Here is a 25,570-nt window from a genome sequence, read left to right on the forward strand (position 1 = left end):
CGCCCCCTTACTCCGGCTGGGTGCCGTGCAGCAGGAAATCCTTGCCCGGCTCGCGCTTCAGCGAGACGCGGTATTCGTAGCGGTCGGCGCAATAGAGGATCTCGGCGGCGTAGAACGGCCCCAGCCGCGCGTCGACGAACACCCGGATCAGCCGCATCAGCGGCGAGCCGATGGGGATCGCCAGATGCTGCGCGGCGTATTCGTCGGCCAGCGTCGCGGTCAGCACCTGCTCGACCTGCTCGACGCTGGCCCCGGCGCGCTGCACCAGGTCGATCATGTTGGTGCGGGCCAGCTCCTCCTGCCCGATCTGGGCGCCGATTTCCGGCAGCAGATAGGCCATCGACAGCGAATAGGGCCGCCCGTCCAGATCGCGCACCCGGACCGAACGCACCACCTCGGCATCCGGGGCGATCCCCATCAGCCGGGCGATGCGCGGCGGCGCTTCGCCCCGGTCCAGGCTGATCACCCGCAGCCGGGTGCTTTCCCCCACCGCGTTCAGATAGCTGAACAGCCCGTTGACGTTCGACACCACCGTGCGGTTCAGCTGCGTGCGCTGCGCGCGGTCGGTGACGAAAGTCCCGCGCCCGCGCATCCGCGTCACCAGCCCCTCGGCCGCCAGGATCTCCATCGCCTTGCGGATGGTGATGCGGCTGACCGCAAAGCTTTCGGCCAGCTCGGCCTCGCTGGGGACGGGGATGTTCTCGGGGTAATAGCCGTTGACGATGCGCTCGCGCATCACCGCGTAAACACGATGGTAAAGCGGCGTCGGCGAAACCACCTCGCTCATCGGGCTACCTTTCATGGCTGTGCGGCCGGCTGCCGGCCTGGGTTCCGCCGCGCGCGTCGAACCGCTGCCGGTCGTCTGTCCGGCAGCCAATCTCGCGGCAAACGGCGGAATCGTCAATGATCCTTCGTCATATCGTCATGCCTTTTGCCGGGAAGCCGCCATCCGCTGCGCCCATTCCTTCAGGATGGCGGTGGCGGGTTCTTCCCCGATCTGGATCGCACGGCCGGGGTGCTGGCCACCTATATCTGCGCCTCGGCCATGGTGATCGAGGCGATCCTGTCCTTCATCGGCGCCGGCACCCCGCCCGACATCCCGTCATGGGGCAACATCATGACCGAGGGCCGGGCGCTGTGGCAGGTCAAGCCGCATATCGTCGCCTTTCCGGCGGTGGTGCTGTCGCTGACGGTGCTGGCCGTCAACCTGGTGGGGGACGGGCTGCGCGACATGCTCGACCCCCGCCGCAAGAGCTGAAGCGGGCCGGCCGGCGCCCCCACCGACAGGATAATCCCGATGACCTCACCGATCCTCTCCGTCCAGAACCTCCACACCTCGTTCCGCACCGACGACGGGTGGACCGAGGTGCTGCGCGACATCTCGTTCGACATCTCGGCGCGCGAGACGCTGGCCGTGGTCGGGGAATCCGGGTCGGGCAAAAGCGTGACCGCGCTGTCGGTGATGGGGCTGCACCCGCGGCAGTCGGTGCGCCACAGCGGAAGGATCGAGTTCCTGGGCCGGAACCTGCTGGAACTGCCCGAGGACCGGATGCGCGCCATCCGCGGCAACGAGATCGCGATGATCTTCCAGGAACCGATGACCAGCCTGAACCCGGTGCTGCCCATCGGCGCGCAGCTGGTCGAGGCGATCCGCCTGCACCGCGACATCAGCCGCGACGATGCCCGGCGCGAGGCGGTGCAGCTGCTGGAAAAGGTGCGCATTCCCGCTGCCGCCTCGCGGCTGTCGGACTATCCCCATAATTATTCGGGGGGGATGCGGCAGCGGGTGATGATCGCCATGGCGCTGGCCTGCCAGCCGCGGCTGCTGATCGCGGACGAGCCGACCACCGCGCTGGACGTGACCATCCAGGCCCAGATCATCGACCTGATCAAGACACTGCAGGACGAAGAGGGCATGGGGGTGATGTTCATCACCCACGACATGGGCGTGGTCGCCGAGGTGGCGGACCGCACGCTGGTCATGCTGCGCGGAGATGTCGTCGAATGCGACCGGACCACGCGGGTGTTCCGCCAGCCGGGCAGCAACTACACCCGCTCGCTTCTGGCGGCGGTGCCGCGGCTGGGGTCGATGGCGGGCCGCCCGCGCCCGGCGTATTTCCCCACCATCGACCCGGAGACCGGGCAGGCCGGCCCTGATGCGCAGACCGCCCCGCCGCCCGCGGCGCCGCGGCCGGTGCTCGAGGTGCAGAACCTCTCGACCCGCTTCGACGTGCGCAAGGGGATGCTGGGCCGGCTGGTGGGGCGGGTCCATGCGGTGGAAAACGTCTCGTTCAGCCTGAATGCCGGGGAAACCCTGTCGATCGTCGGCGAATCGGGCTGCGGGAAATCGACCACCGGACGCTCGATCCTGGGGCTGGCCGCGCCCACCCAGGGGCGGATCCTGCTGGACGGGGCCGAGCTGACCGGCGCCTCGCGGGCCGAGATGAAGCGGCAGCGGCAGAACCTGCAGATGATCTTCCAGGACCCGTTCGCCAGCCTCAACCCCCGCATCCGCATCGGCGAGTCGATCGCCGAGCCGATGATCGTGAACGGGATCGCCGACAAGGCCGAGGCGCGCCAGCGCGTCGCCGCGCTGCTGGCCGAGGTCGGGCTGTCTCCCGACATGATGAACCGGTTCCCGCACGAATTTTCCGGCGGCCAGCGCCAGCGCATCTGCATCGCCCGCGCGCTGTCGGTGCAGCCCAAGGTGATCGTCGCGGATGAGGCGGTGTCGGCGCTGGATGTCTCGGTCAAGGCGCAGGTGGTCAACCTGATGCTGCGCCTGCAGGAGCGGCTGGGGCTGGCCTATCTGTTCATCAGCCACGATATGGCGGTGGTCGAGCGGGTCAGCCACCGCGTCGCGGTGATGTTCCTGGGCGAGATCGTCGAGATCGGCCCCCGTGCGGCGATCTTTGCCAACCCGCAGCACCCTTATACAAGGCGCCTGCTGGCCGCGGTGCCCATCCCGGACCCCGAGCGGCGGGGCAGCAAGCGCCGCCTGCCGGAACTGGAAATCCGCAGCCCGCTGCGCCCGCCCGGCCACATCCCGCCCCCGCGGAGCTATCGCGAATGCGCCCCCGGCCATCTGGTGATGGAGCCGGGCGAGGACTGGGCCCTGCTGGGGGCTGCGTAACGGGCTTGCGTCCCCGTCAGCCCTCGGGCAGCCGCGGCTCCATGATCGCGGCCAGGGCGGCGTGGCCGTCGGCGGCCAGCGCCTTGACCACCGCGCGCTGGTCGCGGGGCTCGCGATTCTGGCTCAGCTTGGACTTGGCCAGCGTGCGCTGCGGTTCGATGCGGAAGGCGACGATCGTGTCCAGCATCTGCTGCATGTAGTCGGCGGGGGCGTCGGCCATCCGCCAGGCGCGGTCCCCGTTCAGCCGCCGCTCGTGCAGGCGGGTCAGCAGCCCGACCGCGGCGCGTTTCGACCGCAGGTCGTGCTGAAAGCGGATGGGGCCGTGGACATGCACCGCCTGATAGTTCCAGGTCGGCACATGGCGCTGATGCTCGGGCTTGCTGGGGTAGTAGTTGGGCGAGACATAGGCGTCCTCGCCGCGGAAGATCGCCAGCACCTCCTGCCCGTCGCGGATCAGCCGGTGCATGTCGTTGGCCAGCGCCACATGGCCCAGCAGCGTGCCGTCGGGGCCCGCCAGCAGCGGCAGGTGGTTGGCCAGCAGCCCCGATTCGGTCTGGGCGACGACACAGGCCAGCGGCGCCGCGTCGAGCACGCGCGCGATCTCGTCCGGGCTGATTTCCTGGAAATGCGGGGGGATGTACATCGGCCTGCCTGTGTGTGCGCCCGCGATCATGCCGCCGCGCGGCGCCTTGGGCAAGGGCGCATCCTCTTTGCACCGCCCCGCCCCTTCCCACCGCCGCGCCGCCCCGCTAGCGTCGTCCCCACCGGCAGACACCCCGACGGAGCCCCACATGCCCGACATCGAAATCCGCCCGCTTCGCCCCGAGGATGCCGCGGAATGGCGCCGCCTGTGGACCGGCTATCTGGAGTTCTACCAGACCACCGTCCCCGAAGAGGTCTATGCCACCACGTTTTCCCGGCTGCTGGGCGACGATCCGCAGGATTTCAACGGGTTTCTGGCGCTGGTCGGGGGGCGGCCGATGGGGCTGGTGCATTTCCTGTTCCACCGCCACTGCTGGAAGATCGAGAATGTCTGCTACCTGCAGGATCTCTACGTCGATCCGCAGGCGCGCGGCACCGGGCTGGGCCGCAAACTGATCGAGGCGGTCTATGCCGCGGCCGACGCCAACGGCACCCCCGCGGTCTACTGGCTGACGCAGGATTTCAACACCACCGGCCGCCAGCTGTATGACCGGATCGCGCAGGTAACGCCCTTCATCCGCTACGTGCGCTAGCGCGCCACGGCCCGGGGGCGCCGGGCCGGAGCAGGATCAGCCCGCCTTGCGGTAGCTGTCCTTGCAGGCGATCCGGTCGCCGTCAAAGGTGAACAGGTCGCAACCCGCGACCTCGACCGCGTTGCCGGCCGCGTCCCGGCCCCGGAAGCGCCAATAGGACAGGCCGCTGTCCCCCGCCACCGCGTGCTGCACCCCGGTCCAGGCGGCCTCGGGCCAGGCGGTGAACAGCGCGGCGCTGGCGGCACGCACGGCCGCGGCGCCCTCATGCAGCTCGCCCGTAGCGGTGCGGTAGCTGCAATCCTCGGCCATGCAGCCCATCACCCCGTCCAGGTCGCGGTCGTTGAAACCGGCGGCCAGCCGCTCCAGCGTCGCCAGCCGCGCCCGGGTCAGCGCCGCTTCCGGCGTCTGGTCCACGACCTCGATTTCCAGGAACGACAGCGGCGCGTCGCCGGCGTTGGTGACGTTGTGCTCGACCCCCTCGCTGCGGGAATAGGGGATGCCGCGGGCCAGCTGCGCCTGGGCCTGCGCGCCGCCGGGGGTGTCCAGCCCCAGCGTCCCGTCGGTCAGCGGCACTACTACGTAATCATGCCCGTGCCGGTGCCAGCCGGTTTCCGCACCGGGGGCAAAGCGCCACTCGGTCACCCGAAAGCGGGCGTCGTCGATATGCACGACGGGTTCAGCCTGGGGTCTCACGTCTTCCTCCCTCTTGGTTCGCAAGGGCGATGGTCGCCCACGGCTGCGGTTGACTTCAAGATCTGATATCTGTGATATGATATCACAAAGGCCGGGGGAAGAATGGGCCTGAGGGGGACGACGGGATGCGAAATCGCGGTAGCTGTGAGGGGGACGGGGGGCGGCGGCCGGGCCTAGAGCTGCGTGCGCGACGCGGCTTGCCCGCCGCCCTGCGCCAGTTCGCGGATGCGCGGCAGCATGGCGTCGGCCGCCACGGTGATGTCGCGCACCATCTCGGCGCGCACGCCCGCGGCGTCGCGCTCGACCAGCCGGGACAGGATCGCGCGGTGGGCGTCGTTGGCGATGCCGCCGAAATCGGACCCGGCGAACAGCTCGTTCATGTAGACGCCGACCTCGCCCCACAGGTTCTCGATGATCCGCAGCAGCCGGGGCGAGCGGGCGGTGCGGTAGATGGCGAAATGGAACCGCTGGTTCAGCGCCACGTAATCGCCATGCCGGTTTTCGGCCAGCGCCGCGTCGATCGCGCCGACCAGCTGCGTCAGCTCGGCCACCAGCGCCGGGGTGGCATAGCCGGTCGCCAGCTCGGCCGCCAGACCTTCCAGCTCGCAGCGGATGCGGTAAAGTTCGCTGAACTTGGCGGGGTCCCAGTCCGGCACCGCGATCGAGCGGTTGGGCAGCATCTCGAGCAGGCCTTCGCCGACCAGCCGCTGCAGCGCCTCGCGCACCGGGGTGGTCGAGATGCCATAGGTTTCCGCCAGCGTACGCAGCACCAGCATCTGCCGCGGCGCGAACCGGCCCGAGATCAGCTCTTGCTTGATCGCGGCATAGGCCTGATCGCTCAGCGCCCTGTATTCCAGACGTCCGGTCATCGCGCTTTCGTCCTGCCTGTTGCTGCGCGGTGGAAGGACACCGGCAAGTTGCGCCGAAAATGCCCAAGAACCCGCGTGCTGACAAGCCATTGCCCCGGGACCCCGCGGAACCGCGCCCTGCCGAAAGCCCCTTGCCCGTGACCGCCGACAGCCAGACCCTCAGTTCCGCCCCGCCGCGCATCGGCCCCGACGAGGCACGCGCGCTGGCGCTGCGCCACTATGGCCTGCGGGTCGAGACGGTGAAGCCGCTGGCGTCCGAGCGCGACCAGAACCTGCTGCTGACCGTTGCGGACGGGGGGCGCTGGGTGATGAAGCTGGCCAACCCCGACGAAAACCCGCTGCTGAGCGATTTCCAGGCGGCGGCGATCTGCCATCTTCAAGCGGCGGACCCCGGGCTGCCGGTGCCCCGGCTGCGGCGCAGCCTGGACGGGGCCCGGCTGGTGCAGGTGCGGCTGGCCGACGGTAGGGACAGCGCGCTGCGGCTGCTGGGCTGGGTCGAGGGGCTGCCGCTGGTCGACGCCCCGCGCTCGACCGCGCAGCGCCGGGCGCTGGCCCGGGTCCACGCGCGACTTTGCGCGGGTTTTGCCGGTTTCACCCATCCCGGGCAGGACCAGTATCTGCAATGGGACAGCAGCAAGCTGCACCGGATGCGGCATCTGCTGCCCCATGTCGGGGGGGACGAGATGCGCTGGCTGGTGGCCGCGGTGCTTGAGGATTTCACCCGCATCGCGCTGCCGGCGCTGCCGGGGCTGCGGCGGCAGGTGATCTACAACGACCTCAATTTCCACAATGTGCTGGTGGATGCGGGCGACCCCGACCGCATCGCCGGGATCATCGACTTTGGCGATATCGTCACCGCGCCGCTGGTCAACGACCTGGCAGTGGCCGCGTCCTATCAGTTCGGCCCCGACGGCAACCGCGCCGAGGCGGGCGAGTTCATCGCCGCCTGGGTGCGCGCGCTGCCGCTGACCGCGGCGGAAACCGCGCTGCTGCCGCTGCTGATCGAGGCGCGGCTGGCGCTGACCCTGCTGATCACCGGCTACCGCGCCAGCCGCTACCCCGAGAACGCGCCCTATATCCTGCGCAACAACGCCCCCGCGCGCGCCGCGCTGGCCGAGATGCGCAGCTGCAGCCCGGCGCAGAACGCCGGATGGATCGCCAGCCTGGCAAAGGAGGCCGCATGACGCAGCAGACAGAGGCGATGGCCAACGCCTTCGTGCCCGGCAAGGTGGCGCTGCCGCCCGAGACCGAGCGCCTGATCGCCCGCCGCGAGCGACTGCTGGGCCCGGCCTACCGGCTGATGTATGATGAGCCGCTGCATTTCGTGCGCGGCGAAGGGGCGTGGCTGATCGACGCTGCCGGGCGACGCTATCTGGACGCCTACAACAACGTCACCTCGCTGGGCCATTGCCACCCGGCGGTGGTCGCCGCCATCGCGCAGCAGGCCGCGACGCTGGCCACCAACACCCGCTATCTGCAAGAGGGCATTCTCGATCTGGCCGAGCGGCTGCTGGCAACGCTGCCGCCGGCGCTGGACCGGATGATGCTGACCTGCACCGGCAGCGAGGCCAACGACCTGGCGCTGCGCATCGCGAAGGCGGCGACCGGCGGCAGCGGCGTCATCGTGACCGAGACCGCCTATCACGGCATCACCGACGCGGTGGCGCAGTTCTCGCCCTCGCTGGGGACGGCGGTGGACCTGGGGATGCAGGTCGAGCTGGTCCCCGCCCCCGGCGATCCGGGGGCCGAGGGCGAGGCGGGTTTCGGCGCTGCGGTTCAGGCGGCGGTCGCGCGGCTGCGCCGCCGCGGCATCCGCCCGGCGATGCTGATCGTGGACACGATGTTCACCTCGGACGGGGTGCGGCCGGGGCCTGCGGGGTTCCTGGCCCCGGCGGCAGCGGCGATCCGGCAGGCCGGGGGGCTGTTCGTCGCCGACGAGGTGCAGCCCGGCTTTGCCCGCACCGGCGAAGGGTTCTGGGGGTTCCAGCGTCACGGGGTGGTGCCGGACATCGTGACCATGGGCAAGCCGATGGGCAACGGCCACCCGGTCGCCGGCTTGGCGATCGGCGCGGCGCTGGTCGAGGAGTTCGGCCGCAATGCGCGGTATTTCAACACCTTCGGCGGCAATTCGGTGTCCTGCGCCGCGGCGCTGGCGGTGCTGCAGGTGATCGCGGACGAGGGTTTGCAGGACAACGCCCTGCGCATGGGCGCGCGGCTGATGGCGGGGCTGGCCGGGCTGTCCGGCCGCCGTGCGCTGCTGTCGCCGCCGCGCGGGGCCGGGCTGATGATCGGGGCCGAGATCCGCCGCGACGGCCACCCCGACCGGGCGGCCACGGCCGCCATCGTCAACGGGCTGCGGCGCGAAGGGGTGCTGATCAGCTCCTGCGGCAAGAACCACAACGTGCTGAAGATCCGCCCGCCACTGATCGTCGGCCCCGCCGAGGTCGACCATTTCGTCGAGACGCTGGACCGGGTTCTGGAGGGGCTGCAATGACGCATCTGCAGTGGCGCGCGCGGGCCGTGGCCCGGTTCGAGGTGGAAAAGCACCCGGCGCGGTCGCGCGACGGCATGGTGGTGTCGAACCACCCGCTGGCCAGCGCCGCCGGGGCCGAGATGCTGGCCGCCGGTGGCAATGCCGTCGATGCCGCCATCGCCACCCTGTTCACGCTGAGCGTGGTCGAGCCGATGATGGTCGGCATCTTCGGCGGCGGCATGGCGCAGATCCGCATGGCCGACGGGCGCCATCTGGTGCTGGACGGGCAAAGCCAGGCGCCCGCGGCGGCGCGCCCCGACATGTTCCGCCCCACCGGGCTGGGGTATGAGGTCGAGGGCCGCGCCAACACCCATGGCGCCACCGCGGTCGCCACCCCCGGCACGCTGCGCGGCTGGTGCGACGCGCTGGCGCGGTTCGGGACCATGGCGCTGGCCGACGTGATGGAGCCCGCAATCCGACACGCAAGCCGCGGCTTTGTCGTCACCCCCTATCTGGCCGCCTGCGCGGGCGAGGCCTGCCCCGACCTTGGCCGCGATCCCGAGGCGCGGCGGCTGCTGACCAACGACGGCGCGCCGCTGCGTGCCGGGCAGCGGCTGGTGATGGCGGATTACGCGCAGACGCTGGCGCAGATCGCCGCCGAGGGCCCCGAGGCGCTTTACGCGGGCGAGCTGGGCGCCCGCATCGTCGCGCAGCTGCAGGCGGCGGGCTCGGTGATGACGCGCGAGGATCTGGCGCGGGTCGCCAGCATCGCGCGCGAGCCGGTGTCGGGAGAGTTCCGCGGCCACCGCATCTTCGGCCCGCCGCCGCCCTCGGCCGGGGGCGTGCATGTGATCCAGATGCTGAACATCCTGTCGGGCTACGACCTGGCCGGCATGGGGTTCGGCTCGGCACCCGCGGCGCATTTGACCGCCGAGGCGCTGCGCATCGCCTTTGCCGACCGCGCCGCCGCCACCGCCGACCCGGCCTTCGTGCAGGTGCCGGTGGAGCGGCTGATCTCGGGTGATTATGCCGCCGACCGCCGGGGCCGCATCGACCCGGACCGGACGCTGGACTGGCAGCCTGGCGTCGCCCCCGGCGCGGCCCCGGCCGAAGCGCACACCACCCATGTCACCACCGCCGACCGCGACGGCAATATCGTCAGCACCACCCAGACCATCAACGCGCTGTTCGGGGCGCGAATGGTGATCCCCGGCACCGGCATCATCCCCAACAACTACATGGCGCTGTTCGACCCGGTTCCCGGCCGCGCCAATTCCATCGCGCCGGGCAAGCGGGTCACCACCTCGATGGCGCCGACCATCGTGACCCGGGACGGCCGCCCGCGCTTTGCGCTGGGACTGCCGGGCGGGCTGCGCATCTTCGGCTCGGTCATGCAGGGGCTGCTGAACCTGCTGGAATACCGCATGACCCTGCAAGAGGCGGTCGAGGCGCCGCGGCTGTGGACCCAGGGCGCCGAGCTCGAGCTGGAAGAGGGCTTCCCCGCCGCGGTCGAGGACGCGCTGCGCGGCAAGGGCTGGCAGGTGCTGCGCCTGCCGCATGTCGGCGGCGGCATGTGTGCCATTGCCTTTGACGACGACGGGATGGAGGGCGCGGCCTGCTGGCGCGCCGACGGCATGGCCATCGGGCTGGGCGGCGGGCTGGCGCGGGCGGGCACCCGTTTCTGGCCCGACAGTCCGGCGGGGCGCTGAGCGATGCGCGCCCTAGCCCGCCGGATGCAGCGGCACGCCCGGATTTGGCCCCAGCCGCACCCCGATCGCCACCGCGGCCTCGCGCAGCACGGCCAGCAGTTCCTGCTGGCGGTCCTCGGCGGCGAACTCGGCCGCGCTCGAGGTGACCGAGATCGCGCCGATAAAGCCGCCGCTGCGGTCGGTCACCGGCACGGCCAGCCCCGCCATGCCGACGTAATAGTCGTTCACCGCCAGCTCGTGCCCCTGCGCGCGGATGCGCGCGGCGGCGCGCAGCAGCCCGGCCGGGTCGGTCTGGGTCGCGCCGGTGAAGCGTGGCTGCGGGCGCGCCAACCAGGCGGTGCGGGCGGCGTCGCCCAGATGGGCCAGCACCACCCGCGGCCCCGAGGCGACGTTCATCGGCAGCACCGTGCCGGGGGTGGACCAGAACACGTCGCGGAACTCGCCCCCTGCCCGCACCCGGTCGATGCAGATCGCGCCGTCGGGATCGGCGATCCAGAAAAAGCTGGTCATGCCGCTGCGCTCGGTCAGCCATTGCAGGAAGGGGGCAGCGGTCTCGCGCAGGGTGCGCGGCCCCAGCACGGCGGGCTGCAGCTTCATCACCCCGATGTCCAGCCCCCAGCTGCGTTCCGATTCGTCGCGGCGCACCAGCCCTTCGGCCGCCAGCGCCAGCAGCAGCCGGCGGGTGGTGTTCTTGTCCAGATTGGCGGCCCGCGCGACCTCGGTCAGCGACAGCATCGGCTGCGCCATCGAAAAGCTGCGCAGGATCGCCGCAATACGTTCCACGGCCCGCATTTCCTGCGGGGGACGGGGGGCGGCATCCAGCGGGCGGTCGGCTTTGTTCATGGCAATGTATCACCTGTTGATACTGATAACTCGCCTATTGACTTGGAAAGGTCAATTCGATCTTTCTGGGTCCGGGAGAAAACTGAAACGACCAAGGGGGGAGGGTCGATTTTGAACGCAGAACTGCGTGATGCGATCATGCGTGCCGTTGACGAGGGTTTCGACGAGCAGATCGCCTATACCCGGAAGCTGGTGTCCTACCCCTCGCAGCGGGGGGAAGAGTTCGCGATCCAGGATTTCATGTATCGCGACCTGGCCGCGCGCGGCTTCAAGATGGACCGCTTCGACATGGACGAGGCGCAGCTGACCGCGCATGAGGGCGGGGCGCCGTTTTCCAGCGACCATTCCCGCGCGCCGATCGTGGTGGGCATCCACCATCCGAAACAGGAAACCGGCCGCTCGCTGATCCTGCAGCACCATCTGGACGTGGTGCCGGTCGGCCCCGAGGACATGTGGGAACAAGCGCCCTATGGCGGCGCGGTGGTGGGCGACCGCATGTATGGCCGCGGCGCCGGCGACATGAAGGCCGGGGCAGGCGCCAACGTCTTTGCGCTCGAGGCGCTCAGGCGGATCGGGCTGCAACCGGCGGCCACCGTCTATCTGCAATCGGTGGTCGAGGAAGAATCCACCGGCAACGGCGCCATGCAGACCTTTCTGCGCGGCTATACCGCCGATGCGGTGCTGATCCCCGAACCCGAGGACAACAAGCTGGTGCGCACCTGCGGCGGCGTGCTGTGGTTCGAGGTCGAGGTCCGCGGCATCCCGGTCCATGTCCGCGAGATGGGCGAGGGCGCCAACGCCATCGACGCCGCCATCCGCGTGATCGGCGCACTGCGCGAGATCGAGGCGAAATGGAACGCCGAAAAGCACCAGCACCCCGGCTATGAGACCGAACCGAAGCCGATCAACCTGAACATCGGCATCATCGAGGGCGGCGACTGGGGGTCCTCGGTCCCGGCGTGGTGCCGGTTCCAGGTGCGGGTGTCGATCTACCCGGGCGAGAAGGCGCAGGACAAGCTGCGCGAGATCACCGACCACGTGGCGCAATTCGCCCGCGGCGACCGTTTCCTGGCGCAGAACCCGCCCAGGGTGACCCAGAACGGCTTCAACGCCGAGGGCTATTACCTCGAGCCCGGGTCCGAGGCCGAGGCGGCGCTGGCGCGGGCGCATGAGAACGCCTTTGGCGCGCCCCTCGAGACGCTGACCACGCCGGCCTATCTCGATGCGCGGGTCTATGCGCTTTACAACCGCGTGCCGACCCTGTGCTACGGGCCGGTCTCGCGCAACATCCACGGGTTCGACGAATATGTCAGCCTGGAATCCCTGCGCAGCGTCACCAAGGCCATGGCGCTGTTCATTGCCGACTGGTGCGGCACCGAACCTGTCTGAAACCGTCCTTCACCAACCCGTCCGGCGCCAGACCGGACGGCCATAACCACAGGGAAGACCATGAAACAGACCAGAACCATCCTTGCCGCCCTGCTGGGGGCCACACTGCTCGCCACGCCTTCGCTGGCCGATGAGATCAAGATCGGCGTCGTCGGCCCGCTGACCGGCCCGGCCGCGACCTCGGGGATCGCCATGCGCGAGGCCTATCAGTTCGTCGCCGATCAGGTGAACGCCGAGGGCGGCGTCGAGATGAACGGCGAAAAGCACTCGCTGAACCTGATCTTCGAGGACAGCGCCTCGCGTCCCGAAATGGGGGTGTCCGCCGCGCAGAAGCTGCTGACCCGCGACAACGTGGACCTGCTGATCGGGGACACCTTTGCGTCGTCGGTGACCATCGCGCTGATGGATGTCGCCGCCTCCTACGGCAAGTTCGTGATGAGCGGGCAGCCGGTGTCCTCGGAAATCGCCCGCAAGGTCGAAAGCAACCCCGAGCAGTTCGCCAATTTCTGGAAATCCAGCTGGAACTCGGACGCCTATGCGCAGGCGGTGTTCGAGGCGGTCGAGGGGCTGACCGAGGCGGGCAAGTTCTCGCCCGGTGACAAGAAGATCGCCTTCGTGTTCGAGGACACCGACTACGGCAAGTCCAACACCGAATACGCGCTGCCGCTATTCAAGGACGCGGGCTGGACCGAGACCGGGCACGAGGCGGTGCCGCTGGGCCATTCCGATTTCTACCCGCAGCTGTCCAAGCTGCGCGGCAATGCGCCTGACGTGCTGGTGTCGATCTTCACCTCGGTCAACTCGGGGATCGCGCTGACCAAGCAGATCAAGGAAACCGGCCTCGAGACCCTGCATGTGGCGATCTATTACCCGCTGCGCCCCGAGTTCCACGAGGGCGTCGGCGCCGATTCCGAAAACATGCTGTGGACGCCGATGCTGTTCGACCCGGTGAACAACGAAAAGCACAAGGCGCTGTACGAGCTGCTGGGCGCCAAGGGCATCACCGGCAACGGCGACCACGCGCAGGGCTACTGCCAGTTCGCGATGCTGGTGGACAACATGAAGCGCGCGGGCACCGTCGAGCCGGCGAAGCTGTCGGAGGCCTTCGCCACCACCGATTTCGACTGCTACACCGGGCGCTTCGTCTACGACACCGCCAACCACACCCCCAAGATCGGCGCCGAGTTCCTGCCGGTCGCGGTGGCGCAGGTGCAGGACGGCGTCAGCAAGGCGGTCTGGCCGGAAACCTCGGCCACGGCCGAGTTCAAATGAGCGTCTGACCGAAATCCCCACCGGGCGCCTTTCGTGCCCGGCGGGGGCTCTGCCGCGGCTGCGCAGGCCGGTCCCCCTCCTCAACGACAACCGGAGTCGGATACATGACGAATGTGGCGAGCGCGCCGCTTTTGCAGGTGGACGCGATCACGATGCGCTTCGGCGGGATCGTGGCCATCGACAACCTGTCCCTTGACGTGAAGCAGGGCCAGATCCTGGCCCTGATGGGGCCGAACGGCGCGGGCAAGACGACCACGTTTCATGTCATCGCCGGGGTCCACAAGCCCACGGCGGGGCGGATCCTGTTCCAGGGCCAGGATATCACCGCCATGCGCCCCGACGGGCGCTGCCGGGCGGGGGTGGCGCGGACCTTCCAGATCACCCAGCCGTTCGAGCAGCTGTCGGTGACCGAAAACATCATGGTGGGGGCGCGACCCTTCCACCATTCGATGGCCGAACTGCGCAAGGCGTCCGAGGCGTTCGCCGACCAGGTGGGGCTGGGCGACAGGCTGGATACGCCGGCCAAGGGCCTGTCCACCGGCCAGCGCAAGCGGCTGGAGCTGGCGCGCGCCATGGCGACCCGCCCCAAGCTGCTGCTGATGGACGAGGTGACCGGCGGCGTCGACATGAAGTCGATCCCCGGGCTGATCGAGCTGGTCAAGTCGCTGCGCCAGGGCGGGCTGACCATCGTGCTGATCGAACACAACATGAAGGTCATCAACGACCTGGCCGACGAGGCGATTTTCATGAACCGCGGCGCCCGCATGGTGTCGGGCACCCCCTATCAGGTGGCGACCGACCCGGCGGTGGTCGAACTCTACCTCGGAGAGGCGAAAGCCGATGACCACTGATCCGCTCATGCTCGACGTGCAGGACGTCAGCGTTGTCTATGGCAGCTACCAGGTGCTGTGGGACGTCTCGATGCAGGCCCATGCCGGGCAGGTGGTGGCGGTGCTGGGGCCGAACGGCTCGGGCAAGTCCACAATCCTCAAGGCGATCATGGGGCTGACCCCGGTGCGGTCAGGCCGGGTGATCTTCAACGGCGAGGACATCACCAACCGCCCCGCGCACGAGATGATCGAGCGCGGCATGTCCATGGTGCTGGAACGCCGCCGCCTGTTCACCGGCATGACCGTCTATGAAAACGTCATGCTGGGCGCCTATCATAAAAGCGTCCAGAAACACGCGAAAGAGCGGCTGGAGTGGGTGGAAAGCCTGTTCCCGATCATCGCCGAGCGCCGCGACCAGATCGCCGGCAAGATGTCGGGGGGCGAACAGCAGATGGTCGCCATCGCCCGGGCGCTGATGTCGCGCCCCAGGCTGCTGCTGATGGACGAGCCCTATCTGGGCCTGACCCCGCGCATCGTGGGCCAGATCGCCGACATCATCCGCAAGGTGAATGCCGAGGGCATCGCCGTGGTCTTCAACGAACAGAACGTCAAGCTGTCCTTCGGCATCTCGAACTATGGCTATCTGCTGGAAAGCGGCCGGGTGATGCTGAACGGCACGGGGGACGAAATGATGAACTCGGACGTGATCCGCCGAGTCTATCTGGGCGAGTAAGGGAAAGCGCACGACATGAACCTTGCCATCTTCCTTGAACAGATCCTCAACGGGCTGATCTCCGGCTCGATGTATGCGCTGATCGGATCGGGCATCGCCCTGGTCTACGGCACCATGCGGGTCCTGAACCTCGCCCATGGCGAGTTCTACATGCTGGGCGGGTATTTCACCTATTACCTGATCGTGCAGATCGGGCTTGCCCCTATCGTGGCGATCCCGCTGGCGGTGGCCATCGCCTTTTGCCTGGGGATGCTGATCCAGAAGCTGACCATCGAATACCTGATCGTGCGCGAGAACTGGGCCTTTACCACCATCGCCGCGACGCTGGGGCTGTCGATCATCCTGCAGAACGCCGCGCTGCTGATGTTCGGCGAACAGTTCAACACCGTGCCCTATTACGTCTCGGGGGTGCTGGCGATCGGCGACATCCGCCTGCCGTGGCAGCGGGTGCTGATCTTCCTGGTGGCGCTGGCCACCATCGGGGGCATGACCTGGCTGCTGAAATACACCCGGCTGGGCTGGTCGATCCGGGCCACCTCGCAGGACCGCGATGCGGCGCAGGTGGTCGGCATCCCGGTGCGCCGGGTCTACATGATCTGCTTTGGCCTGGCCGCCGCGCTGGGGGCGCTGGCCGCGGCGATGCTGGCGCCGATCAACGCCATCAACCCCTGGGCCGGGATGCCGATCCTGCTGAAGGGTTTCGTCGTGGTGATCCTGGGCGGGCTCGGCTCGTTCCCTGGCGCCATCATCGGCGGGCTGTTCCTTGGCGTGGTCGAGGCGGTAGGCGTGCAGCTCACCTCGTCCGAGTGGCGCGACGTGATCTCGTTCACGCTGATGATCGCCGTGATCTGGTGGCGCCCCTGGGGCGTGTTCGGGACGAAATGACATGCGCCTGACCGCCGCCCGCCCCACCCCCGCAACCAATTTCGCCGGAGCCCGCTGATGTTCAGGCCGTTCACCCCGCAGGCGCTGCTTGGCATGATTGCCGCGCTGGCCGCGATGCTGCTGCTGCCGCTGCTCAGCACCGACCCCTATCTGATGCACGTCATGGTGCTGGTGATGATCTTCGGGATCTTCGCCTCGGCCTGGAACCTTGTCACCGGCTTTGCGGGGCTCAAGACCTTCGGGCACCATGCGTTCTTCGGGCTGGGCGCCTATGGCTCGGCGCTGATGTCGATCCACCTGGGGCTGTCGCCTTGGCTGACGCTGTGGCTGGGCGGGCTGCTGGCCGGCGCCGCCGGGCTGCTGATCGGCACCCCGATCCTGCGCATCCGCTCGATGCCGCATGTCGCCATCGTGACGCTGGGCTTTGCCGAGATCGTGCGCATCTGCATCGCCAACCTGTCCGGCCTGACCCGGGGCGAGATGGGGCTGTGGGGCATCCCGCAGTTCCAGGGCTTTACCCTGCCGGTCGTCGGCAAGGTCAGCTTCACCCCCGCGGACAAGGTGTCCTTCTATTACCTGGCGCTGGCGCTGACCGTGCTGACGCTGTTCGTCATCGTGCGGCTGATGCGCTCCAAGACCGGGCTGGCAATGCTGGCCATGCGCGACGGCGAGGATGCCGCCGAAAGCCTGGGCGTGAACCTGACCCGGCTCAAGCTGATGGTGTTCGGGCTGTCGGCGTTCATCGTCGGCATCGCCGGGGGGTTCTATGCGCATTACCTGTCGATCCTGACCCCGCAGTCGGCGGTGGGGGTCGACCTGATGATCTCGATCATCGCCATGGTGCTGGTGGGGGGGCTTGGCACCTTCTCGGGGCCGCTGGCCGGGGCGCTGGTGCTGACCGTGCTGATCGAGGCGCTGCGCGATCTCGAGAACTACCGCCTGCTGGGCTATGGCCTGCTGATCGTGCTGATCGTGATGTTCCTGCCGCGCGGCATCGTCACCCTGCGGGAACGCCTGACCTTCCGCCAACAGGAGCAAGCCGACCATGGCCGTTGACGCAACCACCCGCCAGCGCATCCTCGACGCCGTGGATGCGGGGTTCGACGCGCAGCTGGACTTTACCGCCCGGATGGTCCGCTTCGATTCCACCCGCGGGAATGAGGCCGCGATGCAGGAGTTCATGGCCGCCGCCCTGCGCGAGCGCGGCTATGACGTGGACCACTGGAAGATCGAGGTCGACGACATAAGCGACATGCGCGGTTTTGCCCCGGTCGAGTTCGTCGATTACGCGCAGGCCTATAATGTCGTCGGCACGCTGACGCCCCGACAGGCGACCGGCCGCTCGCTGATCATCAACGGGCATATCGACGTGGTGCCGCCCTGCGATGCGGCGCGCTGGACCACGCCCCCGTTCGAGCCCCGCATCGAGGGCGGGCGCATGTACGGGCGCGGCGCCGGCGACATGAAATCCGGGCTGGCCGCCGGGATCTACGCCATCGAGGCGCTGAAGGCCGCCGGCTTCCGCCCCGCTGCCCCGGTCTATCTGCAATCGGTGGTCGAGGAGGAATGCACCGGCAACGGCGCGCTGGCCTGTATCCAGCGCGGCTACAAGGCTGACGGCGCGCTGGTGCCGGAGCCCTTCGGCCCCTCGATCATGCGGGCCGAGGTCGGGCTGATGTGGCTGTGCCTCGACATCGAGGGCGACCCGCAGCACGCCTCGGCCGCGTTCCAGAACGTCGGCGCCAATGCGCTGGAAAAGGCGATCCACATCTGGCCGTTCCTCAAGCGGCTGGAAACCGAATGGAACGCCCGCAAGGCCGACCACCCGGTCTATCGCGACCATCCGCACCCGATCCGGGTCAACCTGGGCAAGCTGTCGGGCGGCGACTGGGTGTCCTCGGTCCCGGCCACGGCAAGGATGGAGGTGCGGCTGGGCGTGCTCGAGGGCGAGGATCTGGCGCAGATCCGGCAGGAAATCCTGGACTGCGTGGCCGAGGCCTGCGCCGCCGACCCCTATCTGCGCGACCACCCGCCCAAGGCGACCTTCCACGGCTTCATGGCCGACGGCTATGTGCTGGAACCCGGCAGCGAGATCGAGGCTGCGATGGGTCGCGCGCATGAGGCGGTGTTCGGCACGCCCGTCACCAGCACCATCAGCTCGGCCGTGACGGATGCGCGGTATTTCGGGCTGTATCAGGACACGCCCTCGATCGTCTATGGCGCGGTCTGCGGCCAGCCCCACGGCATCGACGAATATGTCGAGCTGGACAGCCTGAAACAGGCGACCCGCGCCTATGCGCTGTTCATCGCCGACTGGTGCGGGCTCGAGCCGCTGTGACGGCCGCGCTCAGGATCGACGGCGGGCGGCTGTGGCAAAGCCTGATGCAGATGGCCGAGATCGGCCCCGGCGTGGCGGGCGGCAACAACCGCCTGGCCTTTTCGCCCGAGGATGACGCCGCGCGCGGCCTGTTCCGCCGCTGGTGCGAGGCCGAGGGGCTGGCGCTGTCCGCCGACCGCTTCGGCAACCAGTTCGCCACCCGCGCAGGGACCGAGGACCTGCCGCCGCTGCTGATCGGCAGCCATCTGGACACCCAGCCGACCGGCGGGCGCTTCGACGGGGTGCTGGGGGTTCTGGCCGGGCTCGAGGTGATGCGCTGCCTGAACGCGGGCGGGGTCCGCACAAGCCGCCCGGTGACGCTGGTCAACTGGACCAACGAGGAAGGCGCGATCATCCGCCCGATGATGGGATCCGAGGTGTTCACCGGCGCGCTGCCGCTGGATCAGGCGCGGGCGATGGTCGATCACCGCGGCCGCCGCCTGGGCGATATGCTGGACGCGCTGGAAAACGGCGCCGGCCCCGGCGGCCCCGGCTTCCCCGTCCACGCCTATCTCGAGCTGCATATCGAGCAGGGCCCGATCCTGGAACAGGCGGGCGAGGTGATCGGCGTGGTCACCGCCGGCATCGGCTTTTGCCGCTGGCTGTTGCGGTTTTCCGGGCAGGACGCCCATGCCGGCCCGACCCCGATGGAGGCACGCAAGGACGCCATGGTCGCCGCCGCCCATGCGGTGCTGATCGCCGACCGCGCCGCCCGCGCGCTGCCCGGCGGCCGCGGCACCTGCGGGCGCATCGCCAGCCCCAACGGCTCGCAGGTGACGGTGGCCTCGCAGGTCGAGCTGACGCTGGACCTGCGCCACGAGGATCTGGCGCAGCTCGACGCGCTTTCGGCCCGGGTGCTGGGGGAGATCGAGGCGCAGTGCCGTGCGCTGGGTGTCGGGTTTTCCAGCGAGAACACCGCCGATTCCCCGCCTGTGCCCTTTGACCCCGCCGTCATCGCGGCGATCGAGGCGGCGCGTATCAGGAACGGCTATCCCGGGCGGCGGATGGTGTCGGGGGCCGGGCATGACGCCTGCAACATGGCCCGGGTGCTGCCGGCGGGGATGATCTTCGTGCCCTCGGCCAACGGCATCAGCCACAACGAGGCCGAATATACCAGCCCCGAGGACTGCGCCGCCGGGGCGCAGGTGCTGCTGGACAGCGTGCTGGCGCTGGCCGGCTGACGGGGAGGGGGGCGGAGGGACATGCCGAGGCGCGGGCTCGAGCCGCTGGCGATCCTGCTGGTCGCATTGTGCTGGGGGCTGAACTGGCCCGCGGTGCGCACGGCGCTGAACGAGATCCCGCCCTGGACGCTGCGGGCGATCGGGATGGGCTCGGGCGCGCTGTTCCTGTTCGCGCTGGCCCGGCTGACCGGCAAGCGCTGCCGGCTGGCGCGCGGCGAGTGGCTGCCGGTGCTGGGCTCGGGGTTCCTGTCGATCACCGCCTTCAACCTACTGCTGTCCTTTGCGCAGCTGGCGGCGCCCACCTCGCGCGCGGTGATCGTCACCTTCACCATGCCGATCTGGACCATCATCTTTGCCCGGCCGGTGCTGGGCGAGCGGCTGGACCGCCGCCGCTGGACCGGGCTGGCCGCGGGCAGCCTGGGGCTGGCCTGCCTGGGCTGGCCGCTGGTGCAAAGCGGCAGCTTTGGCTACGGGCTGGTGCTGGCGCTGCTGGCGGGGATGAGCTGGGCCTTGGGCACCGTGGTCATCAAGCGCTTTCCGGTCGCCGCGCCGCCGATCACCATGACCCTGTGGCAGCTGGTCGCCGGCGCGCTGGTCGCCGCCGCCGGCGCCGCGCTGTTCGAGCCGCAGCTGCTGCGCGCGGGGCTGGACCCCGCCGGCTGGCACGCCAGCACCTGGGTGGGGCTGGGCTATCACATCGTGTTCTCGCAGGCGCTGGCCTTCCTGCTGTGGTACTGGTTGCTGGCCCGGATGCCCGCCGGCACCGTCGCCCTGGCGCTGCTGCTGGTCCCGGCGATCGGGGTGGTCTCCTCGGTGCTGTTGCTGGCCGAGCGCCCGACCCTGGCCGACATGCTGGGCCTGGTCCTGATGACCACCGCCGCCGCCGCCGTCATGCTGCCCGCCCGGCAACCCGCCCCCCGGCAACCCCGCGCGGGCGCGGCGGGGTAGGGGGCAAGGCGGGTTTTTGCCGCCCCCCGCCCCTGCGCATTTTTGCACAGGAAGCCTGCGCGCCATAGCATCTACACCCCGCCGCTCTTGTGTGGTATCGCGCCTGTCACGTTGCTGCGTGGAGGCGGGCGGCGCGTCGGCGGATGCGCTCCCGCGTGCCCGAGGAAGCGGCCCCGGCACGGGGCGGGAGGATGATGGACATCACCGTGGCTGCCAGGACGGTCATGGCCTTGCGGCGACCCGGGGGGACCGGGCGGCCGTGGCCGCGCCGGCTGGCACGCGCCCGGTATCGGCATCAGGACAGAGGAGACGCGGGTGGATCGAGGACAGGACAGAAGCCGGCGGATCACAGGCCGCCCCTTGTCCCGGGCGGCTGCCGGCGTCGTCATCGCAGAATGGGATGTAGGAATGCGGATCAAAGATGACTAGAGCTGCCGAAACAGCGCCCGAGCCGCAGGTGGTGCTGAGCGCCCGCGGCCTCGGCAAGGATTTTTCGGGCTTCACCGCGGTCAACAACGTGAATCTCGACATCCACCACGCCCGCATCCATGCGCTGATCGGGCCGAACGGGGCGGGCAAGACCACGGTCTTCAACCTGCTGACCAAGTTCCTGCCGCCGACCCGCGGCCGGATCACCCTGCTGGGCACCGACATCACCGCGATGAAACCCGACGCGGTGGCGCGGATGGGGCTGGTGCGCTCGTTCCAGATCTCGGCGGTGTTCCCGCATCTGACGGTGCTGGAAAACCTGCGCGTCGCGCTGCAGCGCCCGGCCGGGCTGGCCACGCAGTTCTGGCGGCCGCTGTCGTCGCTGCGGCGGCTGGACGGGCGCGCGGACGAGCTGATCGAGGGGCTGGGGCTGATGCCCTGGCGCGACATCCGCGCCGCCGACCTTTCCTATGGCCGCAAGCGGGTGCTGGAAATCGCCACCACGCTGGCGCTGGACCCCAAGGTGCTGCTGCTGGACGAGCCGATGGCCGGCATGGGCCACGAGGACGTGCATACCGTGGCCGAGATCATCCGCGACGTCGCCCGCGACCGGGCGGTGCTGATGGTGGAACACAACCTGTCGGTGGTGGCCGACATCTGCCACCGCGTCACCGTGCTGCAGCGGGGCGAGATCCTGGCCGAGGGCGATTACGCCACCGTTGCCGCCGACCCGCGGGTGCGGACGGCCTATATGGGGAGCGAGGCATGAGCGCGCTTCTGAACGTTTCGGACCTGAACGCCTGGTATGGCGAAAGCCATATCCTGCACGGCGTGAACATGCATGTGACCGAGGGCGAGACCGTCTGCATCCTGGGCCGCAACGGCATGGGCAAGACCACCACCCTGCGCTCGATCATGGGGCTGGTGCGCAAGCGTACCGGCGCGATCACCTTTGCCGGGCAGGATGTGATGGCGATGCCCTTGCACCGCACCGCGCGGGCGGGGCTGGGCTTCGTGCCCGAAGAACGCGGCATCTTCGCCTCGCTCTCGGTGGACGAGAACCTGATGCTGCCGCCGGTGGTGGCGCCGGGCGGCATGACGCTGGACGAGATCTTCCAGCTGTTCCCCAACCTGCTGGAACGGCGCAACAGCCCGGGCACCAAGCTGTCGGGCGGCGAGCAGCAGATGCTGGCGATGGCGCGCATCCTGCGCACCGGCGCGCGCTGCCTGCTGCTGGACGAGCCGACCGAGGGGCTGGCCCCGGTCATCATCGACGCCATCGGCGCGGTGCTGCGCGAGCTCAAGTCGCGCGGGATGACGGTAGTGCTGGTGGAACAGAACTTCCGCTTCGCGTCCAAGGTCGCCGATAGGTTCTACGTCATGGACCACGGCGTGATGACGCATGAATTCCCGGTGGGCGAGCTGGATGCCCGCATGGGGATGCTGCAAGAAACTTTGGGGGTCTGAGATGACGATGATCTTCGGAATCCCGCTGCAGGCATTCCTGGGCCAGCTGCTGGTCGGGTTGATCAACGGCTCGTTCTACGCGCTTCTGTCGCTGGGGCTGGCGGTGATCTTCGGCCTGCTGCGGGTCATCAACTTCGCCCATGGGGCGCAGTACATGCTGGGCGCCTTCGTCGCCTTCCTGGCGCTGAAATTCCTGGGCGTCCCCTATTGGGGGGCGCTGGTGGTGGCGCCGCTGGTGGTGGGCGCCGTCGGTGCGCTGATCGAGCGGACGCTGCTGTCGCGGCTCTACGACCTCGACCATCTCTACGGGATGCTGTTCACCTTTGGCCTTGCGCTGGCGATCGAGGGCAGCTTCCGCTGGTATTTCGGGGCCTCGGGGCAGCCCTATGCGACGCCGGCGGCGCTGACCGGGGTGTTCAACCTGGGCTTCATGGTGCTGCCGATCTATCGGGCCTGGGTGATCGTGGCCTCGCTGGTCGTCTGCTTGGCGGTCTGGGCGCTGATCGAAAAGACCCGGCTGGGCGCCACCCTGCGCGCGGCCACGGAAAACCCGTCGCTGGTGCAGAGCTTCGGCATCAACGTGCCGATGCTGCTGACGCTGACCTATGCGCTTGGCGCGGGGCTGGCGGCGCTGGCCGGCGTGCTGGCGGCGCCGATCTACCAGGTGTCGCCGCTGATGGGCTCGAACATCATCATCGTGGTGTTCGCGGTGGTCGTGGTCGGCGGCATGGGCTCGATCATGGGCGCCATCGTCACCGGCTATCTGCTGGGCATCGCCGAGGGGCTGACCAAGGTCTTCTACCCCGAGGCATCCAACATCGTGATCTTCGTCATCATGGCGATCGTGCTGATCCTGCGCCCCGCAGGTCTGTTCGGGAAGGAGGGCTGAGATGGCCAGAACCTCGGAACTGCCGCCGGCCACCGAGCTCGCGCCGAGCGCGGCCCCGGTGATGAGCCGCAACCTGCAGCTGGCGCTGCTGCTGGGGGCGGCGGTGCTGCTGATCGCGGCGCCCTTCGTGATGTACCCGGTCTTCATCATGAAGATCCTGTGCTTTGCGCTGTTCGCCGCGGCCTTCAACCTGCTGCTGGGCTATACGGGGCTGCTGTCCTTCGGCCATGCCGCCTTCTTCGGGGGCGCGGCCTATTTCACCGCCCACGCGGCCAAGGTCTGGGGCTGGTCCCCGGAACTGGCGCTGCTGGTGGGCGTGGCCGGCGGCGCGGCGCTGGGGCTGCTGATGGGCGCCATCGCCATCCGCCGCCAGGGCATCTATTTCGCCATGGTCACGCTGGCGCTGTCGCAGATGTTCTTCTTTGCCTGCCTGCAGATGCCCTTCACCCATGGCGAGGACGGCATCCAGTCGGTGCCGCGCGGGCGGCTGTTCGGCGTGCTCGACCTCAACGACATGACCACCATGTATTTCTTTGTGCTGGCGGTGTTCGTGATCGGGCTGCTGATCATCTGGCGCTTCGTGAACTCGCCCTTCGGGATGATCCTCAAGGCGATCCGGGAAAACGAGGCGCGGGCGACCTCGCTGGGCTATGCCACGGCGCAGTACAAGCTGGGCGCCTTCGTGATGTCGGCGACGCTGGCCGGGTTGGCCGGGGGGCTGAAGGCGCTGGTCATGCAGTTCGCCACCCTGACCGACGTGGCCTGGCAGATGTCGGGCGAGGTGGTGCTGATGACCCTGATCGGCGGCATCGGCACCATGGTCGGGCCGCTGGTTGGCGCCGGCATCGTGGTGGGGCTGCAGAACCAGCTGGCGACCTCGGCGTTTCCGGTCACCATCATCACCGGGCTGGTGTTCATGGTCTGCGTCATGCTGTTCCGCCGCGGCCTGATCGGCGAATTCGCCCATTCCCGCTTTGGCCGCGCCATGGGGCTGCGCCCGCCGGGCTGAGCCTGCGGCCGCACCATCGACCGACAGCCGCCGCGGGGAAATCCGCGGCGGTTCTGCTTTCGCCGCGGCCGCAGCGTGGGCCAGCCCACGCGCCCCCGGGATATTTTCGGCAAGATGAAAGAGCGCGCGCGGCGGCGGGCGCTTATTTGCGGATCAGCACCGGGCGCTGTTCGCGCATCAGCGCCACGATCGCCTCGGACACCGCCCGGATCCGGCTGAGCTTGCGCAGCGCCGTGGGCACGATGATCCAGAAGCTGCGGAAGAACCCGATCTCGTGCAGCACCTGCACCAGCTTGTCGTCCTCGCCCACCAGGAAATCGGGCAGCACCGCGATGCCGGCGCCGGATTTCACCATCTCGGCCTGCGCCGCGATGCTGGTGCTGCGCAGCGATACCGCGCCATGCACCCCGAACTGCGGTACCATCGGCAGGTCGCGCGCCGGGCTGTGTTCGCCCACATAGCTGATCATGCGGTGCGATTCGAGGTCCTCGAGCCGGGCGACCGGCCCCGCCTTGGCCAGGTAGCCGGGCGAGGCGTAGAAATGCAGCGAATAATCGGTCAGCCGCATGATCGTGTAGGGGCCGCGTTCGGGGCGGTCGATGGTGATCACGATGTCGGCTTCGTTCTTGGCCAGCAGGATCGGGCGCGGCTGCACGATCAGGTCGATGTGCAGCGCCGGATAGCGGTCGCTGAGCGCGGCCAGCAGCGGCGCGATCACCTTGGACCCGAACGCCTCGGTGCAGCCGATGCGGACCGTGCCCGACAGGGTGGCGGGGCTTTCGGGCAGCTGCTCGCCGATGCGCATGAACGCCGCCTCGACCCGCTGCGCCTCGGTCCACAGCGTCTGGCCGCGGGCGGTCAGCGCATAGCCCTGCGAGCTGCGGCTGAACACCGGCTCTCCGATGCGCTGTTCCAGCCGCTGCAACCGGCGCGAGATGGTGGTGTGGGTGACCCCCAGCCGATGGGCGGCGCCGCTGAGGGTGCCGGCGCGCACCAGCTCGACGAAGTAGCGCAGGTCGTCCCAGTCCATCGCGCGCCCCCTCGTGTGCATTTGCGCACAGCCTACCTGCACGTTTCCCGTCTACCACGGGGCGGGCGGGATGTTAACTTGGTCGAAACGACACAGGAGGCCGCGAGAGTCGCGGCCGGGACGGCCCGAAGGATGGAGGGGCCCCCGGCAATCCGCGCCGCGGCCGTCGGATCACC

Annotated in this window: 25 protein-coding genes; 19 read left to right on the plus strand and 6 right to left on the minus strand. The window is 69.1% G+C overall.

Features of this window, described 5'->3' with window-relative positions:
* Positions 1-7: 7 nt before the first annotated feature.
* A complete protein-coding gene (locus tag RSP45_RS12405; protein WP_415392161.1) occupies positions 8-787 on the minus strand; it encodes a GntR family transcriptional regulator in 780 nt (259 codons plus the stop codon).
* Positions 788-1,015: 228 nt separating this feature from the next.
* On the opposite strand from RSP45_RS12405, the gene RSP45_RS12410 reads away from it, so the two are divergent.
* Together RSP45_RS12410 and RSP45_RS12415 are read left to right on the plus strand one after the other, a co-directional pair.
* Positions 1,016-1,258 (plus strand): hypothetical protein, encoded by a 243-nt coding sequence (locus RSP45_RS12410; protein WP_415392162.1) that lies wholly within the window; start codon positions 1,016-1,018, stop codon positions 1,256-1,258.
* Positions 1,259-1,297: 39 nt separating this feature from the next.
* Complete coding sequence (locus RSP45_RS12415) at positions 1,298-3,133, plus strand: dipeptide ABC transporter ATP-binding protein (protein ID WP_415392163.1); 1,836 nt, start codon at positions 1,298-1,300, stop codon at positions 3,131-3,133.
* A 16-nt stretch (positions 3,134-3,149) separates the two neighbouring features.
* On the opposite strand, the gene RSP45_RS12420 is transcribed toward RSP45_RS12415, so the two are convergent.
* Complete coding sequence (locus RSP45_RS12420) at positions 3,150-3,776, minus strand: FMN-binding negative transcriptional regulator (RefSeq protein ID WP_073068162.1); 627 nt, start codon at positions 3,774-3,776, stop codon at positions 3,150-3,152.
* A 148-nt stretch (positions 3,777-3,924) separates the two neighbouring features.
* Between RSP45_RS12420 and RSP45_RS12425 the strand changes: the two genes are divergently transcribed.
* Positions 3,925-4,368: a GNAT family N-acetyltransferase gene (locus RSP45_RS12425; protein WP_415392164.1), complete on the plus strand. Its 444-nt coding sequence runs from the start codon at positions 3,925-3,927 to the stop codon at positions 4,366-4,368.
* Between the two features lie 36 nt (positions 4,369-4,404).
* On the opposite strand, the gene RSP45_RS12430 is transcribed toward RSP45_RS12425, so the two are convergent.
* Positions 4,405-5,061, minus strand: coding sequence for a nuclear transport factor 2 family protein (locus RSP45_RS12430; RefSeq protein ID WP_415392165.1), 657 nt, complete (start codon positions 5,059-5,061; stop codon positions 4,405-4,407).
* A 173-nt stretch (positions 5,062-5,234) separates the two neighbouring features.
* Positions 5,235-5,930 carry a GntR family transcriptional regulator gene (locus RSP45_RS12435; RefSeq protein WP_415392166.1) on the minus strand — a complete coding sequence of 232 codons (696 nt, stop codon included), beginning with the start codon at positions 5,928-5,930 and terminating at the stop codon, positions 5,235-5,237.
* Positions 5,931-6,067: 137 nt separating this feature from the next.
* Between RSP45_RS12435 and RSP45_RS12440 the strand changes: the two genes are divergently transcribed.
* Genes RSP45_RS12440 through ggt form a run of 3 tightly spaced genes read left to right on the plus strand, consistent with a single transcriptional unit; the run spans position 6,068 to position 10,112 of the window.
* Entirely contained in the window at positions 6,068-7,114 is a 1,047-nt protein-coding gene (locus RSP45_RS12440) for a phosphotransferase (RefSeq protein WP_415392167.1), read from the plus strand.
* The gene (locus RSP45_RS12445; protein WP_415392168.1) at positions 7,111-8,424 is read left to right on the plus strand and encodes an aspartate aminotransferase family protein; all 1,314 of its coding nucleotides are present in this window, start codon (positions 7,111-7,113) and stop codon (positions 8,422-8,424) included. Before RSP45_RS12440 ends, RSP45_RS12445 begins: the two co-directional genes overlap by 4 nt.
* Positions 8,421-10,112, plus strand: coding sequence for a gamma-glutamyltransferase (gene ggt, locus RSP45_RS12450; RefSeq protein ID WP_415392169.1), 1,692 nt, complete (start codon positions 8,421-8,423; stop codon positions 10,110-10,112). Before RSP45_RS12445 ends, ggt begins: the two co-directional genes overlap by 4 nt.
* A 12-nt stretch (positions 10,113-10,124) precedes the next feature.
* Here the strand turns inward: ggt and RSP45_RS12455 are convergent, their stop codons facing one another.
* Entirely contained in the window at positions 10,125-10,955 is an 831-nt protein-coding gene (locus RSP45_RS12455; RefSeq protein ID WP_415392170.1) for an IclR family transcriptional regulator, read from the minus strand.
* A gap of 138 nt (positions 10,956-11,093) precedes the next feature.
* On the opposite strand from RSP45_RS12455, the gene RSP45_RS12460 reads away from it, so the two are divergent.
* The 13 genes from RSP45_RS12460 to RSP45_RS12520 all read left to right on the plus strand — a co-directional run bounded on the left by RSP45_RS12460 (position 11,094) and on the right by RSP45_RS12520 (position 24,364).
* A complete protein-coding gene (locus RSP45_RS12460) occupies positions 11,094-12,344 on the plus strand; it encodes an ArgE/DapE family deacylase (RefSeq protein WP_415392171.1) in 1,251 nt (416 codons plus the stop codon).
* A gap of 60 nt (positions 12,345-12,404) precedes the next feature.
* Entirely contained in the window at positions 12,405-13,616 is a 1,212-nt protein-coding gene (locus RSP45_RS12465; protein WP_415392172.1) for an ABC transporter substrate-binding protein, read from the plus strand.
* 104 nt (positions 13,617-13,720) lie between these two features.
* Positions 13,721-14,467, plus strand: coding sequence for an ABC transporter ATP-binding protein (locus RSP45_RS12470; protein ID WP_415392173.1), 747 nt, complete (start codon positions 13,721-13,723; stop codon positions 14,465-14,467).
* Positions 14,457-15,179 (plus strand): ABC transporter ATP-binding protein, encoded by a 723-nt coding sequence (locus RSP45_RS12475; protein WP_073068183.1) that lies wholly within the window; start codon positions 14,457-14,459, stop codon positions 15,177-15,179. The genes RSP45_RS12470 and RSP45_RS12475 overlap by 11 nt, the downstream gene beginning before the upstream one ends.
* A gap of 15 nt (positions 15,180-15,194) precedes the next feature.
* Positions 15,195-16,064: a branched-chain amino acid ABC transporter permease gene (locus RSP45_RS12480; protein ID WP_073068185.1), complete on the plus strand. Its 870-nt coding sequence runs from the start codon at positions 15,195-15,197 to the stop codon at positions 16,062-16,064.
* A 57-nt stretch (positions 16,065-16,121) separates the two neighbouring features.
* On the plus strand, positions 16,122-17,120 hold the full coding sequence (locus RSP45_RS12485) for a branched-chain amino acid ABC transporter permease (RefSeq protein ID WP_303730040.1): 999 nt from the start codon (positions 16,122-16,124) through the stop codon (positions 17,118-17,120).
* Positions 17,110-18,402, plus strand: a complete 1,293-nt coding sequence (locus RSP45_RS12490) for an ArgE/DapE family deacylase (protein WP_415392174.1) — start codon at positions 17,110-17,112, stop codon at positions 18,400-18,402. Before RSP45_RS12485 ends, RSP45_RS12490 begins: the two co-directional genes overlap by 11 nt.
* Positions 18,399-19,622, plus strand: coding sequence for a Zn-dependent hydrolase (locus RSP45_RS12495; RefSeq protein ID WP_415392175.1), 1,224 nt, complete (start codon positions 18,399-18,401; stop codon positions 19,620-19,622). Before RSP45_RS12490 ends, RSP45_RS12495 begins: the two co-directional genes overlap by 4 nt.
* Before the next feature lie 21 nt (positions 19,623-19,643).
* Complete coding sequence (locus tag RSP45_RS12500) at positions 19,644-20,570, plus strand: DMT family transporter (RefSeq protein WP_415392176.1); 927 nt, start codon at positions 19,644-19,646, stop codon at positions 20,568-20,570.
* Positions 20,571-20,991: 421 nt separating this feature from the next.
* On the plus strand, positions 20,992-21,768 hold the full coding sequence (locus RSP45_RS12505; protein ID WP_415392177.1) for an ABC transporter ATP-binding protein: 777 nt from the start codon (positions 20,992-20,994) through the stop codon (positions 21,766-21,768).
* Positions 21,765-22,466, plus strand: a complete 702-nt coding sequence (locus RSP45_RS12510; RefSeq protein ID WP_073068204.1) for an ABC transporter ATP-binding protein — start codon at positions 21,765-21,767, stop codon at positions 22,464-22,466. The genes RSP45_RS12505 and RSP45_RS12510 overlap by 4 nt, the downstream gene beginning before the upstream one ends.
* Before the next feature lies 1 nt (position 22,467).
* On the plus strand, positions 22,468-23,355 hold the full coding sequence (locus RSP45_RS12515; RefSeq protein ID WP_415392178.1) for a branched-chain amino acid ABC transporter permease: 888 nt from the start codon (positions 22,468-22,470) through the stop codon (positions 23,353-23,355).
* A 1-nt stretch (position 23,356) separates the two neighbouring features.
* Positions 23,357-24,364 carry a branched-chain amino acid ABC transporter permease gene (locus RSP45_RS12520; RefSeq protein ID WP_415392179.1) on the plus strand — a complete coding sequence of 336 codons (1,008 nt, stop codon included), beginning with the start codon at positions 23,357-23,359 and terminating at the stop codon, positions 24,362-24,364.
* Positions 24,365-24,506: 142 nt separating this feature from the next.
* Here the strand turns inward: RSP45_RS12520 and RSP45_RS12525 are convergent, their stop codons facing one another.
* Positions 24,507-25,394: a LysR family transcriptional regulator gene (locus RSP45_RS12525; RefSeq protein WP_415392180.1), complete on the minus strand. Its 888-nt coding sequence runs from the start codon at positions 25,392-25,394 to the stop codon at positions 24,507-24,509.
* Between the last annotated feature and the right edge of the window lie 176 nt (positions 25,395-25,570).

Origin of the sequence: Paracoccus sp. SJTW-4 (assembly GCF_047716885.1) — a bacterium.
Lineage (GTDB): Bacteria > Pseudomonadota > Alphaproteobacteria > Rhodobacterales > Rhodobacteraceae > Paracoccus > Paracoccus solventivorans.

What these genes read in the sequence shown, in the direction of transcription:
- RSP45_RS12470 (WP_415392173.1), top strand. Translation starts at nt 13,721, where the DNA reads ATGACGAATGTGGCGAGCGCGCCGCTTTTGCAGGTGGACGCGATCACG.
- RSP45_RS12475 (WP_073068183.1), top strand. Translation starts at nt 14,457, where the DNA reads ATGACCACTGATCCGCTCATGCTCGACGTGCAGGACGTCAGCGTTGTC.
- RSP45_RS12520 (WP_415392179.1), top strand. Translation starts at nt 23,357, where the DNA reads ATGGCCAGAACCTCGGAACTGCCGCCGGCCACCGAGCTCGCGCCGAGC.
- RSP45_RS12445 (WP_415392168.1), top strand. Translation starts at nt 7,111, where the DNA reads ATGACGCAGCAGACAGAGGCGATGGCCAACGCCTTCGTGCCCGGCAAG.
- RSP45_RS12510 (WP_073068204.1), top strand. Translation starts at nt 21,765, where the DNA reads ATGAGCGCGCTTCTGAACGTTTCGGACCTGAACGCCTGGTATGGCGAA.
- RSP45_RS12435 (WP_415392166.1), bottom strand. Translation starts at nt 5,930, where the DNA reads ATGACCGGACGTCTGGAATACAGGGCGCTGAGCGATCAGGCCTATGCC.
- RSP45_RS12525 (WP_415392180.1), bottom strand. Translation starts at nt 25,394, where the DNA reads ATGGACTGGGACGACCTGCGCTACTTCGTCGAGCTGGTGCGCGCCGGC.
- ggt (WP_415392169.1), top strand. Translation starts at nt 8,421, where the DNA reads ATGACGCATCTGCAGTGGCGCGCGCGGGCCGTGGCCCGGTTCGAGGTG.
- RSP45_RS12515 (WP_415392178.1), top strand. Translation starts at nt 22,468, where the DNA reads ATGACGATGATCTTCGGAATCCCGCTGCAGGCATTCCTGGGCCAGCTG.
- RSP45_RS12415 (WP_415392163.1), top strand. Translation starts at nt 1,298, where the DNA reads ATGACCTCACCGATCCTCTCCGTCCAGAACCTCCACACCTCGTTCCGC.
- RSP45_RS12490 (WP_415392174.1), top strand. Translation starts at nt 17,110, where the DNA reads ATGGCCGTTGACGCAACCACCCGCCAGCGCATCCTCGACGCCGTGGAT.
- RSP45_RS12480 (WP_073068185.1), top strand. Translation starts at nt 15,195, where the DNA reads ATGAACCTTGCCATCTTCCTTGAACAGATCCTCAACGGGCTGATCTCC.
- RSP45_RS12425 (WP_415392164.1), top strand. Translation starts at nt 3,925, where the DNA reads ATGCCCGACATCGAAATCCGCCCGCTTCGCCCCGAGGATGCCGCGGAA.
- RSP45_RS12465 (WP_415392172.1), top strand. Translation starts at nt 12,405, where the DNA reads ATGAAACAGACCAGAACCATCCTTGCCGCCCTGCTGGGGGCCACACTG.
- RSP45_RS12455 (WP_415392170.1), bottom strand. Translation starts at nt 10,955, where the DNA reads ATGAACAAAGCCGACCGCCCGCTGGATGCCGCCCCCCGTCCCCCGCAG.
- RSP45_RS12485 (WP_303730040.1), top strand. Translation starts at nt 16,122, where the DNA reads ATGTTCAGGCCGTTCACCCCGCAGGCGCTGCTTGGCATGATTGCCGCG.
- RSP45_RS12460 (WP_415392171.1), top strand. Translation starts at nt 11,094, where the DNA reads ATGCGTGCCGTTGACGAGGGTTTCGACGAGCAGATCGCCTATACCCGG.
- RSP45_RS12420 (WP_073068162.1), bottom strand. Translation starts at nt 3,776, where the DNA reads ATGTACATCCCCCCGCATTTCCAGGAAATCAGCCCGGACGAGATCGCG.
- RSP45_RS12505 (WP_415392177.1), top strand. Translation starts at nt 20,992, where the DNA reads ATGACTAGAGCTGCCGAAACAGCGCCCGAGCCGCAGGTGGTGCTGAGC.
- RSP45_RS12500 (WP_415392176.1), top strand. Translation starts at nt 19,644, where the DNA reads ATGCCGAGGCGCGGGCTCGAGCCGCTGGCGATCCTGCTGGTCGCATTG.
- RSP45_RS12405 (WP_415392161.1), bottom strand. Translation starts at nt 787, where the DNA reads ATGAGCGAGGTGGTTTCGCCGACGCCGCTTTACCATCGTGTTTACGCG.